General features: G+C 42.6%; 14 protein-coding genes and 1 pseudogene. 10 read left to right on the top strand and 5 right to left on the bottom strand.

Annotated features, from left to right (window positions below):
- Positions 1 to 9 precede the first annotated feature (9 nt).
- Positions 10 to 126: pseudogene (locus VZF35_RS11160) on the top strand (PEP-utilizing enzyme); the annotation flags it as partial.
- 710 nt (positions 127 to 836) lie between these two features.
- Here VZF35_RS11160 and VZF35_RS11155 read toward each other — a convergent pair.
- Positions 837 to 1,556, bottom strand: coding sequence for a Bax inhibitor-1 family protein (locus tag VZF35_RS11155; RefSeq protein WP_407313589.1), 720 nt, complete (start codon positions 1,554 to 1,556; stop codon positions 837 to 839).
- A gap of 555 nt (positions 1,557 to 2,111) precedes the next feature.
- Between VZF35_RS11155 and trpE the strand changes: the two genes are divergently transcribed.
- The 9 genes from trpE (at position 2,112) to VZF35_RS11110 (ending at position 10,853) form a co-directional block, all read left to right on the top strand.
- Complete coding sequence (gene trpE / locus VZF35_RS11150; RefSeq protein WP_407313587.1) at positions 2,112 to 3,578, top strand: anthranilate synthase component I; 1,467 nt, start codon at positions 2,112 to 2,114, stop codon at positions 3,576 to 3,578.
- Positions 3,578 to 4,153 (top strand): anthranilate synthase component II, encoded by a 576-nt coding sequence (locus VZF35_RS11145; RefSeq protein ID WP_407313585.1) that lies wholly within the window; start codon positions 3,578 to 3,580, stop codon positions 4,151 to 4,153. Before trpE ends, VZF35_RS11145 begins: the two co-directional genes overlap by 1 nt.
- Positions 4,150 to 5,172: an anthranilate phosphoribosyltransferase gene (gene trpD, locus VZF35_RS11140; protein ID WP_407313583.1), complete on the top strand. Its 1,023-nt coding sequence runs from the start codon at positions 4,150 to 4,152 to the stop codon at positions 5,170 to 5,172. Before VZF35_RS11145 ends, trpD begins: the two co-directional genes overlap by 4 nt.
- The gene (gene trpC / locus VZF35_RS11135; protein ID WP_407313581.1) at positions 5,169 to 5,957 is read left to right on the top strand and encodes an indole-3-glycerol phosphate synthase TrpC; all 789 of its coding nucleotides are present in this window, start codon (positions 5,169 to 5,171) and stop codon (positions 5,955 to 5,957) included. Before trpD ends, trpC begins: the two co-directional genes overlap by 4 nt.
- Complete coding sequence (locus VZF35_RS11130; protein WP_407313579.1) at positions 5,954 to 6,550, top strand: phosphoribosylanthranilate isomerase; 597 nt, start codon at positions 5,954 to 5,956, stop codon at positions 6,548 to 6,550. Before trpC ends, VZF35_RS11130 begins: the two co-directional genes overlap by 4 nt.
- Complete coding sequence (gene trpB, locus VZF35_RS11125; protein ID WP_407313577.1) at positions 6,543 to 7,727, top strand: tryptophan synthase subunit beta; 1,185 nt, start codon at positions 6,543 to 6,545, stop codon at positions 7,725 to 7,727. Before VZF35_RS11130 ends, trpB begins: the two co-directional genes overlap by 8 nt.
- Positions 7,720 to 8,499, top strand: coding sequence for a tryptophan synthase subunit alpha (trpA, locus tag VZF35_RS11120; protein WP_407313575.1), 780 nt, complete (start codon positions 7,720 to 7,722; stop codon positions 8,497 to 8,499). Before trpB ends, trpA begins: the two co-directional genes overlap by 8 nt.
- Before the next feature lie 321 nt (positions 8,500 to 8,820).
- A complete protein-coding gene (locus tag VZF35_RS11115) occupies positions 8,821 to 10,080 on the top strand; it encodes an NlpC/P60 family protein (protein WP_407313573.1) in 1,260 nt (419 codons plus the stop codon).
- A 296-nt stretch (positions 10,081 to 10,376) separates the two neighbouring features.
- A complete protein-coding gene (locus VZF35_RS11110; protein ID WP_407313571.1) occupies positions 10,377 to 10,853 on the top strand; it encodes a hypothetical protein in 477 nt (158 codons plus the stop codon).
- A gap of 138 nt (positions 10,854 to 10,991) precedes the next feature.
- On the opposite strand, the gene citF is transcribed toward VZF35_RS11110, so the two are convergent.
- From citF to VZF35_RS11090, 4 genes are all read right to left on the bottom strand, one after another.
- Positions 10,992 to 12,533: a citrate lyase subunit alpha gene (citF, locus tag VZF35_RS11105; protein ID WP_407313569.1), complete on the bottom strand. Its 1,542-nt coding sequence runs from the start codon at positions 12,531 to 12,533 to the stop codon at positions 10,992 to 10,994.
- Positions 12,534 to 12,557: 24 nt separating this feature from the next.
- Positions 12,558 to 13,262, bottom strand: a complete 705-nt coding sequence (locus VZF35_RS11100; protein ID WP_407313567.1) for an HpcH/HpaI aldolase/citrate lyase family protein — start codon at positions 13,260 to 13,262, stop codon at positions 12,558 to 12,560.
- A 42-nt stretch (positions 13,263 to 13,304) separates the two neighbouring features.
- Entirely contained in the window at positions 13,305 to 13,577 is a 273-nt protein-coding gene (citD, locus tag VZF35_RS11095; RefSeq protein WP_407313565.1) for a citrate lyase acyl carrier protein, read from the bottom strand.
- A 280-nt stretch (positions 13,578 to 13,857) separates the two neighbouring features.
- The gene (locus VZF35_RS11090) at positions 13,858 to 14,241 is read right to left on the bottom strand and encodes a nitrite reductase (RefSeq protein ID WP_407313563.1); all 384 of its coding nucleotides are present in this window, start codon (positions 14,239 to 14,241) and stop codon (positions 13,858 to 13,860) included.
- Positions 14,242 to 14,385 lie beyond the last annotated feature (144 nt).

The raw sequence follows: 14,385 nt of genomic DNA, 5'->3' as shown, positions 1-14,385 counted from the left end.
GGCGGTAAAGGTCTTCCTGCGGTTGTAGGCGTAGATAATGCAACCAAGCTGATTAAAGACGGGCAGAGAATTCGGGTAAACGGGACGGAGGGATATGTGGAAATATTGCGACATCTAATAGTTTAAGGTTTAATAATCTTCACTGAAAACCTGGTGCAAATGGTTGCATCAGGTTTTTCGATTTCTGCTTAGGCCCAAATAATCATATCCATAATTGCCATAATCGGGATAGATTTGGATACCCTAATATTACTTAAATGAAAGAGGTGTCTGAAATGTTTGAACCATCATTTTACTTGATATTTGCGGTTGTAACTGGGTTAGTTTCTTTCGTAATAATTCCGCGGAATTTATATAAGAGATTTTTCCTCTATGGATTATTATTTGGAGGAATAGGTGATACAGCCCTTGCCTCAATATTTCATCTCATGGGTTTTTTAAGCTATAAAAACATGGGTGTGACCAGTATCTTTGGCATTTTCTCTTTCTGGACTCCCATTTCATGGACTTTTTACTTTATGATATAGTTCTATCTTCTACCGGTAAGGAAATTATTTCTAGTTCCGTACGTCATCATATTTGTAGCCCTTAATTATTCTGTGGGAATAGTAATGTCACAATCAGGGTTGTATGAAACAATAGAAGTCTATAAATATATTCAACCACTTATTTATCTAGTTTGGTTATCAATATCAGCTTGGGTATTTAAAAAAGACGAATATAAAGTTAAGCAGTAGAACTGCTGGGGGCGATTAAAGTAAACCCCAGGTTACTATCTTTGATTGATAATAACCTGGGGCAACTTTCAAGACATTTTAAAGTAATTGTCAGAAATATTAGCGCTTGCGCATTCCACCGCCGCCACCGAATATCAAAAAGATATTGAGGATAAAGGTAAACAGATTGACAAAATCCAAAAAGATGCTTAAGGTAACCAAAACCGCGTTGTCAGCACTGCTGTATTTTGCACGCTGGAAATCCAGCGCTGTCATCAAGGAGAAAAGGATGGCCCCTCCTATGCCAATCAGCAGTCCGAACGGACTGAAAAAGGTGCTAAAAAACATAGAGAGAATTGTGATGCCTAGCAGTATTAGCAGGCCGACGAAGAGTGCCTTAGCCATAATGTTTAAATTACGCTTCGTCATGACTCCATAGGCGCCAAAGGCGGCAAAGACAATAAATGTCACTAAAGCAGCTTCACCGAGTACAGCAAGCCCATCAGTCGTTGCAGCCAAAGATTGAACGATGGGGCCAAGAACAACCCCGGCACAAGCCGCAAAGAGCAGGGAGAGTCCCGCTGTTAAGCCGGCGGCAGGATCATTGCCTCGAACTACAGCCTGCCGATTGATGATGGGAATAATCAAAAGTAAAGCAAATTCTAAAATGACAGCAGGCATAAAGTATTGCGGGGGTACTAAGAAAGCCCCAGCAGCCATAGCTAAGAACATAAAGGATAACAGACCCATAACCTGCGATAAGGAAACAGTTTTAACTTTTTTCAAGTCGATTACGTAGGAGTTTTGAGAATAACGGGAGGAATTCTCAAAAGGCGACATTGCTTACACCTCTCTCACTTTGAGTTTACAAAAGTTATACTTATAACTTATATTAACACTATTTAATCAACTTTTCTAATGGACTTCATTAAATTTCACAAAACTTTCATATATGTTATTAAGTTTGATTAATATGGTTGACAAATGGTCTTAATGTGAGTATTATACATTGTAATTAAATATCTACCGAAAACCATTGATGTGGAGATAAAAATGGATCGTGCACTTTCAGAGAGCCGGAGTTGCTGTGAACCGGCAGAACGCAGACTGTTAAATGGACCACGGAGGGCGCGGTGAAAGGCTTTGGCCGAGTACTCCGCGACGTGAAGGCATACGTCAGTTGCCAGGAATATGTTGGTATTCTGTTAAAGCGTGCGGAATTTTCCGCAAAGCAAGGTGGCACCGCGGGTATTGATTTTCAAACCCGTCCTTGACATATAGTCAAGGACGGGTTTTTTGACGTTCACAGATAATGGCCCAAGATGTGCCTGGCGCCGCTATGAATGCCAAGGCGCCGTGACGGCAAGGAGCGGTAAGCACAAAAGGAGGATATTTATGTATAGACCAAGCCTAAATGAAGCCAAGGAAATTGCAGCGGATTATAACATGATTCCAGTCAGCCGTGAGATTTTTTCGGATCTCAGGACACCGATTGAGGTGCTGAAAATCCTCAAAAATGTCAGTCATCACTGTTTTCTGCTTGAAAGCCTCGAGAGTTCCGAAAAGTGGGGACGCTATACATTCTTAGGTTTTGACCCGAAACTTGAGCTAACGTGTACAAACGGAGTTCTCAACATCAATGCAGGCACAAAAATTACTTTCAATACAAATCATCCTCGTGAATATATCCAACGGATTCTTGACGAGAATCAAAGCCCGCGGTTTGATTATTTGCCGCCCTTCACCGGTGGTCTTGTTGGTTACTTCTCGTACGATTATATAAAGTACAGCGAGCCGTCGCTCAAATTGGATGCTGAGGATCAGGAAGGTTTTAAGGACGTAGACCTAATGCTTTTTGATAAGGTAATCGCCTTTGACCATCTGAAACAGAAGATTATCCTTATCGCCAATGTTAAAACTGAAGAACTTGATTCAGGCTACAACAAAGCCGTCATGGAAATTGAAAACATTGTAAAGCTTATTAAGCAAGGTGCTTATCAAGAGCCCAAGCCCGCCATCATCGCCTCGGAATTTCGCCCTTTGTTTAAGGAAAACGAATATTGCGAGATGGTTAACAAGGCAAAGCACTATATTCGTGAAGGGGATATATTCCAGGTTGTATTGTCAAACCGTTTTGAAGCGGATTTTGAAGGCAGTCTCCTCAATGCCTACCGTGTTTTAAGGACCTTGAATCCATCACCCTACATGTTTTATATCTCCAGCGATGATCTTGAAATTGCAGGTGCCTCCCCGGAAACCTTAGTGAAACTCCAAGATGGCAAGCTTTACACGTTCCCGCTGGCAGGTACAAAACCAAGAGGGAAGACGGAAGTGGAGGACCTTCAGAATGAAAAGGATTTACTCTCTGATCCTAAAGAATTGGCTGAACACAATATGCTGGTAGATTTGGGCCGCAATGACCTCGGCAAGATAAGCAGGTTCGGAACGGTAAAGGTAGAAAAGCACCTGTCGATCGAACGTTTCTCTCATGTAATGCATATCGGATCTACAGTCCAGGGGGAGATACGGGACGATAAAAACGCCTTAAATGCTGTAGATGCCGTGTTGCCTGCAGGAACTCTTTCCGGTGCACCAAAAATTCGTGCCTGTGAGATCATCAACGAACTTGAAAACAATAAACGGGGAATTTATGGTGGTGCGATCGGGTATCTCGATTTTACCGGCAACCTGGATACCTGCATTGCCATACGCATTGCATTTAAGAAAAACGGCAAGGTTTTTGTTCGCTCCGGTGCCGGAATCGTTGCTGACAGTGTGCCGGAAAAAGAATATGAGGAATGTATCAACAAGGCTCGAGCGGTTATGAATTCCTTCAAATTGGCCGAGGAGGTTATGGACTGATGATTCTCTTAATTGATAACTATGATAGTTTTTCCTATAACCTATATCAACTTATCGGCTCTATCAATCCTGATATTCAGGTCATCCGCAACGATGAACTAAGTATAGCGGAAATAGAAACCTTAGCTCCTGAAGCAATTATTCTCTCCCCTGGACCTGGCAGGCCGGCCGATGCCGGAGTATGTGTGGAGAGTTCAAGATATTTTGCCGGTAAAATCCCTGTGTTCGGGGTCTGTCTTGGGCATCAGTCTATTTGCGAAGCGTTTGGTGCGACTGTATCCTATGCTCAGGAGCTGATGCACGGCAAGCCGTCCAAAATAATCATTGATAATGACTGTCCGCTTTTTAAAGGATTACCTGAAACAATTCAAGGTGCGCGGTATCATTCACTGGCCGCCATCGAAGACACCATGCCCACTGAACTCAATGTAATTGCTCGATCACGCGACGGAGAGATCATGGCAGTAAAACACAGAGATTTTGAAGTCTATGGAGTTCAGTTTCATCCAGAGTCAATCCTAACACCACAGGGCAGAACCATCGTGGAGAACTTTTTGGGAGGGAATCAAGCATGATAACTGAAGCAATCTACAAGGTTATTAAAGGGGAAGACTTGGATTTTGATACGGCGAAGGCGGTTATGGGGGAAATGATGGATGGAACCGCTACGCATGCTCAAATGGGCGCCTTTCTCGCGGCACTGCGGATGAAAGGTGAGAGCATCGACGAAATTACCGGGAGCGCTCTGGCCATGCGCGAAAAGGCAATACACCTTAATCCTGTTCAGGAGGTCATGGATATTGTAGGGACCGGCGGCGATGAGGTTGGAACTTTCAACATTTCCACGACGACTGCCTTTGTCGTCGCTGCTGGCGGCGTACCTGTAGCGAAGCATGGCAACCGCAGTGTTTCAAGTAAAAGCGGTGCGGCGGACGTCTTGGAAAAATTAGGAATCAATATCACAATTTCCGCAGAGCAGAGTCAGAGAATTTTAGATAAAATCAATCTCTGTTTTATGTTCGCCCAAACCTATCACAGCTCAATGAAACACTGTGCCCCGGTGCGGCGGGAAATGGGTGTCCGTACAATATTTAATATTTTGGGACCCCTTGCTAATCCTGCCGGGGCCAATAGGCAGTTGATGGGCGTTTATGACGAAAAGCTTGTGGAGCCGTTAGCTAAAGTGCTTTCGAATCTTGGTGTCAAGCGTGGCATGGTGGTTCATGGCTGTGATGGTTTGGACGAGGCAACCCTTACAACAAAGACGAAGGTCTGCGAAATAGAAAAGGGGGTCTTGAACAGCTATTACCTTAATCCGGAGGAATTGAACTTAAACTATTGTACTTTAGCTGAGCTTGTCGGGGGCAATGCAGAGGAGAACGCCAAAATTACCCGCAGCATTTTAAATGGTTCCGAGCAGGGTGCCAAGCGCGATGTTGTTATTCTCAATGCAGCACTGTGTTTGTATTTGGCAGGTAAGGCTGAGTCTATTAAAAGCGCAATTCCTCTTGCCAAAGGTCTCATTGACAGCGGCGCGGCTCTAAAGAAGCTCGAAGAATTCGTAAGGCTTTCCAACGAGGTGTATGGACATTGATTTTGGAGAAAATAGCTAACCAAACCGTTGAGAGGGTTACTGAGCTTAAACGGCGAAAACCAGAAGAGCAAGTGATCACAGAGGCAAAAGCGATTACAGCCAATACAGATTTCCCTTTTGAAAAAGCTCTTAGAGCAGAGGGCTTATCCTTCATCTGCGAGATAAAAAGGGCTTCACCCTCAAAAGGAATCATTGCGCAGGATTTCCCCTATCTGCAGATTGCACAGGAATATGAAGCGGCGGGTGTCTCGGCTATTTCAGTCCTCACAGAGCCTTACTGGTTTCTTGGTCTGGACCGCTACCTCACCGAGATCAGCAAAGAAGTGAACCTTCCTCTCTTGCGTAAAGATTTCGTCATAGACAGCTATCAAATTTATGAGGCCAAGGTTATCGGCGCTTCGGCGATCCTGCTTATTTGTGCCCTGCTGAAGACCGATGTCCTGAGGGAATATCTGAAAATAGCCCACGGCTTGGGTTTATCAGTCCTTGTTGAAGCGCATACGGAGGAGGAAGTTAGGTCGGCCTTAGCTGCAGGAGCCAGAGTGATCGGAGTGAATAACCGCAACCTTAGGACCTTTGAGGTTGACATTACCACGAGCATAAGGCTTCGGGGCTCAGTGCCGGAGAACATCCTATTTGTCTCAGAAAGTGGAATTAAATCTCCTGATGATGTGGCTATGCTGAAAGCTAACAAGACGGATGCTGTTCTGATCGGGGAAAATTTAATGCGTAGTACCAATAAAAAAGAACAGCTCGCCGTCTTGCGAGGAGTACGTGTTCAATGAAATTGAAAATTTGCGGACTGTTCCGAGACTGTGACATCGATTACGTTAACGAGGCTAGACCTGACTTTATCGGCTTTGTTTTTGCCCAAAGCCGTCGACAAGTGAGTGTTAAATGGGCAGAAGCTATGAGGCCTAAACTCAAATCGGATATCACGCCAGTGGGTGTATTTGTCAATGAGCCGTTAACTAATGTGGCCAGGCTCTTAAATGAGAACATCATCGAAATGGCCCAGCTCCATGGAGATGAGAATGAAAGTTATCTGCGAGAATTAAAATCATTGACCAGTAAGTCCATCATTAAGGCGATTCGTGTTTTATCCCATCAGAATATCGAGGAGGCACAGCATTCTATCGCCGATTTTCTACTGTTGGATAATGGAGCTGGCGGAACGGGTGTGTGCTTTGATTGGAATCTAATCGGTCAGGTGAAGAGGCCCTTTTTTCTGGCCGGTGGGTTAAAGGCCGAGAATATTGCACAGGCAATTAAAGAGACGAGTCCGTATGCTGTCGACTTGAGCAGCGGGGTAGAAACAGAGGGTAAGAAAGACAGAGATAAAATTTTGGAAATAGTTAGGAGAATGCGAAATGGCTAAAGGCAGATACGGCATTCATGGAGGGCAATACATTCCAGAGACCTTGATGAATGAAATCATTAACCTAGAAAAGACGTATGAACACTTTAAAAACGATCCTGAGTTCAACGAGGAGTTGACTCAATTATTGAATAATTATGCGGGCAGGCCGTCTCTGCTCTACTATGCGGCGAAAATGACCGAGGATTTAGGTGGTGCGAAAATCTATTTAAAGCGCGAGGACTTAAACCATACCGGCTCACACAAAATCAATAACGTCTTGGGGCAGGTTCTGATGGCCAAGAAAATGGGGAAAACACGTGTCATCGCTGAAACTGGTGCCGGACAGCACGGTGTTGCTACAGCTACAGCGGCAGCGCTTCTTGGTTTAGAATGTGAGGTTTTTATGGGCAAGGAAGATACGGACAGACAGGCTTTAAACGTTTACCGTATGGAGCTTTTAGGTGCTAAGGTTCACCCGGTTATGAGCGGAACCATGACTTTGAAGGATGCAGTTAACGAAACGATGCGGGAATGGACAGCTCGTATCCATGACACCCACTATGTTTTAGGCTCTGTAATGGGACCACATCCCTTTCCTATGATCGTCCGCGATTTTCAGAGTGTTATTAGTCGAGAAGCGAGGGAGCAGATTTTAAAACTCGAGGGTAAACTTCCGGATGCTGTGGTTGCCTGTGTGGGGGGCGGCAGCAACGCGATGGGAATGTTTTATCACTTTATCGGTGATAAAAGTGTCAAGTTAATTGGCTGCGAGGCGGCGGGACACGGTATTGATACTGAAAAACATGCCGCCACTATTGCCAAGGGAAAACTGGGCGTCTTCCATGGCATGAAGTCCTATTTCTGTCAGGATGACTATGGGCAAATTGCCCCGGTGTATTCAATATCAGCAGGTCTTGACTATCCGGGGATCGGGCCGGAACACGCCAACCTACATGATACTGGCAGGGCAGAGTATGTACCTGTAAGCGATGATGAGTCGGTGGAAGCGTTCGAATATTTGGCGCGAACAGAGGGCATCATTTGTGCTATTGAAAGTGCCCATGCCATTGCGTATGTTCAAAAAATTGCGGGGACTATGAGCAAGGATCAAATCATTATCGTATGTCTTTCAGGACGCGGAGATAAGGATGTTGCCGCTATCGCACGCTACAAGGGGGTATGTATCCATGAGTAGAATTGCAGAGTCTTTTAAAAACGGCAAGGCTTTTATCGGATTTGTGACAGGCGGAGATCCTTCTTTGGAAAAGAGCGAAGAGTTTATTTTAGAAATGGTCCGGGGTGGCGCTGATTTAGTGGAAATCGGCATTCCGTTTTCTGACCCTATAGCCGAGGGAGTGGTTATTCAAGAGGCCAATATTCGCGCGCTTTCCGCCGGAGCCACTGTCGATAAGATTTTTGATTTGGTGGCCTCCCTGCGGAAAAGGACGGAGGTACCGCTGGTTTTTCTCACCTATTTAAATCCTGTTTTTAACTATGGGTTTAGCCGGTTTTTCCAACGCTGTGCCGATTTAGGTGTGGATGGCATCATCATCCCTGACTTGCCCTATGAGGAAAAGGGTGAGCTGGCCGAAATTGCCGCAGGTTTTGGAGTCGACGTTATTTCCCTAATTGCCCCCACATCGGAACAGCGGATCAAACAGATTGCCCAGGAGGCAACCGGCTTTATTTACGTAGTCTCTTCTATGGGTGTCACAGGGATGAGAAGCGAGATTCAAACTGACTTAAAGGCTATATTAGAGGTTGTCAAGGGAGTGAGCTCTATTCCCACCGCTGTTGGTTTTGGGATTAACACGCCAAAACAGGCAGGAGAGATTGCCAAAATTACCGATGGCGTGATTGTCGGAAGCGCTATTGTCAAAATTATCGAGAAGCACGGCGAAAACGCCGGTCCGTATATTTATGATTATGTTCAAAGCATGAAAAACGCTGTGAAAGAATTGGATTGAAGCGTATTATAGGGTTACCTTTTTAAACACTCTGAAGAATAGGATAAAATGACAGCCCGAAAGGGCTGTTTTTGTTTTGCTTTTCTCTAGGGTACGTTCCCGCAATACCATGATATCCATAACATGGTATGTACGAGGATGATAAATAAAGATTTTGTGTCGCCGACTGTGTTAATTATCTGTATTATTTTCCTATTCTTTATGGTAAAAGAGGAAATATCTTTAAAAAGAAATTCACAAAAATCTTAAAGGTTCTTAAGAAGTTTTAGCGAACAATTTAATATAAAAAATTATTACTTTTAAATATAAAGAGGATATATTATGATAAATAAACGAAAACTATGTATAATTGCTTGCATAACTTTCTTTCTAAGTATGCCTTTACAGGCTCAAGCTCAAACTAATTCCCAAGTCCAAACCGATTCTGTAAGCGAAACTCAAACTAATAACCTACAGAATGAATTGCAACAATATGCACAACAAGAACAGGAACTAAACAGTCAGTTCAGTGACCAGACGCAGCAAGAACTTGCTTTAGATGTTAAAATTTTATCATTACAACAGTCTCTCCAAACCATCAATGAAGGGATAGCCAATGATCAAAATAACTTGTTGACTCAGCAAAAACAACTTCAAGATTTACAAACTAAGCAAGATCAGCTTCAAAAACAACGTCAAGAGGATAGTGACAAACTAGGAAATTTGTTAAGTACGTTTTATCAAAATGGAAATGAAGACGAGGGCTTTCTTCCTTTTGTGGAGGTTTTATTCGAATCGAGCAGTATGTCTGACTTTTTAGATCGATGGGAATATGTTTCCTATATCATCAATGATTTCGAACAGTTAAACCAGAAACTATCAAGTTCAAATGCCAGTATCTCTAAACAACAATCCTTAATTAACGAAGAAATGACGTCTATTCAAACATCTCTCCAGGAAAAGGAACAATTGCAGCAGTCGCAACAACAATTATTATCGACTCAGCAAACTCTTTTAGCTCAAATAAATTCTCAAGAGAAAACTACAATACTTTCGTCGCTCAATCTGCAATCAAATATTAGCATTGTAGAACAACTGATGCAAGAACAGGGTTTAGAGACATCTTTAGTTGCAGCGGGTCGTAAAGCAGGCATAAACCCCGCTGACAGTACAGATGCCAACAAGTCAATAATTAAACAGTTGACACCTTTTTCCGGGAGTTTTCAGTCCATCTTTTCTTATGCTGAACAATTTTTAGGAACTCCCTATGTTTGGGGCGGAACTTCTCCGAATCCAGGTTTTGATTGTTCGGGATTTGTCCAATATGTTTACGGGCACTTTGGGATACATTTAGATCGCGTGTCCCAAGATCAATATACGGAAGGTGTAGCCATTCCGGAATCGGACCTTAAACCGGGAGATCTTGTCTTCTTCAGCACCTACGAAGCCGGTGCTTCCCATGTGGGAATTTATATTGGCAATAACATCATGATTGATTCTGAGGCTTATGGCGTAAGTTTTGACAATATAACAAATTCTTACTGGTCTTCACGTTATCTAGGAGCACGACGCATAGTTCTTTTCGAAAATAACAATCTTTAGAAGAATGGTTTTTGAAGGAGCATTAATTAAAGGAATGTAAGAAGCGAGTACCCCTGAAGTTGGGTATTCGCTTCCTTATTTAAATCAGAGTTACAAACCCCCGGAAAAAATGATTCAAGGCTTCAACCCTTGATTGATATAATTTATGGAGAACATAGTGATATTCTATAGACATAAAACTGAGTGTAATGTTACGATTTACTTGAGGATGGAAACCTAAAGGGAGTGAAACCTGCAACCTCAAACTGACTGGATTTGTGAATGTAAACACTATTTCAAAATAAGGAGGTAATACTATGAGAAAGTGTGACGAGCTGTTTAATAGATTTACCTTAAAGGGACAGGATAGCGGTATAAAAGAACTGCAAGGACATGAGCTTGAAGAATACCATTTTATTTACAATGACCTAATAACTAAGCTCATGGAAACTGGTTCAGAAATTCCTGAAGGTATGGAGATCCAAGTGATCAACAAAATTGTTGCTAATGATGATGAGAATGTAACTCCGCTGGGGTTGGTCAATGTAAGTCTGGAATATTTGGCTAAAATTCTGACCTTCGCCAAAGGTCAAGGGATTCAATGGCAGATTGATATCAGAGAGTGTACAGATACCCACTTTAAAGAATTGTCTTACTTTAAGATCAAAGTTGATTGTGACCAAGACCTTTTTGTGACAATGGCCAAAGGAGTTGGGTTTAGATATTCTAAGCCAGCTCCCACACAGAATCCTAAAGCTTCTGTGTGGAATGAGACAAATATAAAATTCGCATGAAATACCTGGGTTTTAGTGACACCATTGATGAATCAAAGTGCAAAGAAATCCGTACAATTTCTTAAACTGTACGGATTTCTTCTATTCACCTATGGGCTATTTGGGCGGAGACCTTAGGAAGGGTATAATCATTTGTAATTAGTTCGGTTTTTTAACAACGTCAATGACAGTTCCATCACGGTACTCAACAATTGCTACTATTTGATCGGACAGCTCGATGGGTTCCGGTTTACCTGTTAAACGTTCGGCAATGTTTTTTAATTCTTCAATTGGAACGATCGGCAAGTCGGTTTCTTTAAGTTTCTCGATTAGATCTTGTCGAGCAGGGTTGACCGCAATCCCACGTTCTGTGACCAGTACATCAATCGTTTCTCCTGGGGTTGCGATGGTGGTTACCTGATCTTTGACAACCGGGAGGCGTCCCTTTGTTAAGTTCGTGACGACGATAGCAAGTTTTGAGCCTGCGGCCGTATCACTATGGCCGCCGGAGGCCCCAATAATAACTCCGTCAGAACCGGTAACTACATTTACGTTGAAATCAGTATCAATCTCCGTTGCTCCAAGAATCATAACATCAAGATTGTTAACGACTGCTCCTTTGTTATGCGGGTTTCCGTAGAGTGAACCGCTCATTTTTTGGTGTTTAACGTTATCTCGCATTGAAGCAATCGCTTTCAAGTCAAAGCACTGAACATCAAAAAGTGCGCGAAAAAGTCCCTCGTTGAGCATATCAACCATATAACCAGTGATTCCACCAGCCGCAAAGCTGCCAACCACGTTTTTTTCCTTCATAAACCTTCGAACCTCAGCCGCAACAGCTAAAGAAGTCCCGCCCGCACCGGTTTGAAAAGACATACCCTCTTTGATATACCCTGTTGCTTCAATCACTTGAGCCGCAAGTTTAGCAATGCGTAAACCGACAGGATCTTTCGTGACCGTTAAGGTTCCCGAGACGATTCCATTCGGATCGCCAATTGAGTCAACCTTCACGACATAATCGACGAAATCTTGGGTAATCTCGATAGGGGAAGCCGGATAGGGCACGAGATTATCTGTAACGGCAACGACGGAATCTGCATACTGGGCATCTGGAATAGCATAAGCCAATGTTCCGCAGGCCGCTTTCCCCTGAACACCGTTCATATTGCCGTAAAGATCTGCCGTCGGTGCAGCAATAAAAGCAATATCAATATGTAAATCTCCGCTCTCAATAGCCCGGGGACGTCCGCCATGACTCATCAGAACAGCAGGTTTTTTCAAAAGGCCTTTAGAAATAGCCGTAGCCACAGGCCCGGGAGCTATGTAGTTTACCGAAATTCCGGTGACAATTCCACGTTTAATATATTCGACGAGCGGTTCGTGGATGGGAAAAATACCGGTAGAAGCAACCGTAATATCTTTAACGCCGCGTTTCGCGATAGCCTCCATGACTAGATTAATGACGTAGTCTCCATTCCTAAGATGATGGTGAAAGGAGACTGTCATACCATCTCGAATCCCGACTCTATCAAGAACCTCATCAATGCTTTCTACAAGTTTATCCTCACCAGGTTTTACGGAACGCAATTTCACAGATGTTCTAGAGCGTTCACCGTAATTAGCAAGGGCTCCCTCAAAGGGTTTTACTTGCCCATAGCCCTCTATTTGTTCTGGAATTTCACGTCCTACACTATTCTTCATGCGATATCCCTCGTTTCCGTTTGATTAAACAAAGATCTTATGAACTATATCAATTTGCCGGCCATCGATGGCAGCTTTGCCAGTAAACCCTAAATTGCGAGCTATAAAAGAATCCTTCTCTAAACCCTCATAATCGTTGCCATCTGTGAAGGCGGTATCAAAGCTATTTAGACCTGCAACACGGCAAGCCATGGCGACCTTGCTCCGAGCATAGAGGATTTCGTTACCTTCTTTGCTTCGTGTTATTCCCATTTCTTTAGCCAGACCTTCAGCATTGAAAAAGGCACTAATGACTCGAGTCGAAGCGTTGAGAACTGAAGAAACCTCTTCCAGTGCTTTAACCGTCTCAATCACTGGAATTAATCGAATACTCCCATGTTCGATTCCGACTTTTTCTTCAGCTGCAGCCAAGAGTTTTTCAACGTTTTGAAGGTGCTCTACGCTTGCTTGCGGAATCATTAAAGCAACAGGTTTTACTTGGGAGATTAGATCAATATCTTTAGCCCCGAAATCCGATTGCAGAGGGTTGATTCGCACTACAATTTGAACCTTCTCATAATCCATAAAGCCAATGGCTTCTCTGACAAGTAAACGGGCACAATCTTTATCCTCAATTTTCACACCATCAGCCAAATCCAACACAAGCAAATCCGGATTAAACACGGGTGCATTTTGAAGCCGTTTCGGGTTATTTCCCGGAATAATGAGCATACTCCTGTTTCGATTCATACCGATACTCCTTTATCTATTATCTTAGAATTATCTAAAAGCTCAAAGCGAAGCCCTTTCAATCGCAGCCTGAACTCTTGCTCTAAATGTATAATCCAAAGCTCCTTTGTCTTGAGCTTTAATGACAACATCCTGGACCCCAAGTTTTTCTGCAGTTTCGTGAATCACTTCCTCGATTTGTTTGCCGAATTGTTTCTGAATGACTCGTTTCGTCTCAAGTTCAACCTTGATTCCACCTTCAGGATTTGGAGCAACTGTAACCAGTACATCACTGGCTTCAAGAGCTCCAGCCTGTGCAGTTCTGTGGATTTTCATCGATTAACCCTCCTGTTACATATTTAATTAAGTATTTTACTCATTAAGTAATATCATTCAAATTTAACGATAGCCATCAACTCCTAAAAAGCCTAATAGCAATTCTTTCTAGGTAAGTCTATTATTAAGGTTGCTAAATTCATAGGAACTTGATTCAGTAATACAAGCCTGTTTTGATATATAAAACTACGTTTCATAAATAAAAAAGACTTTTTTTGTGCCATGCCGTCAACATAACTCATGGATTTAAACCCCAAGAATTATAATGGAGACTTTCAATTTATTTCACGTTCTGTAATTCGTTGAGACGATGGCTAAAATAGGACTTGACTTGCTCAACATATTCGGTTTTTAGAGTGTATTTACTGAAGTAACAGTTAAAATCTCGATCCAAGCCATAAGTTCCAGACTCCACCCATTCCGCATCAAGTGTACAAATTGTTTTAACTTGATCGTATAAATAACTAGAGCCTGAAAATTTTTCAAACAGATGCTGTAATTCCATATCTATCTGTGGATGCGGGAAAAAAAGATTAAAAGGTTTTTTAAAGTTGCCGTATTGATATGTACCTTCTTCTTCCCAAACAAATGGTTTCTCACAAGATTCTAAAATTGCTTGACAGGTTTTAATCATCTTTTCATGATCTTCAATTTCGAAGGACATTTACTAACACCTCTAAAATTAAGCTTAGGTTTTTATTATACATCCACATTGTGCAAAAATGAACTTAATGGTTTATTATGAAAGTTGCCAAAATGAAGAAAGTTCAGAGGTAAGTAAGAAAAGGTAATTGTTTGGAACTGTAGA

It is taken from the genome of Desulfosporosinus paludis (assembly GCF_045689965.1).
Lineage (GTDB): Bacteria > Bacillota > Desulfitobacteriia > Desulfitobacteriales > Desulfitobacteriaceae > Desulfosporosinus > Desulfosporosinus paludis.
Note: the sequence above shows the minus strand (reverse complement) of the source record. Positions and strands in the feature narration are given on the sequence as shown.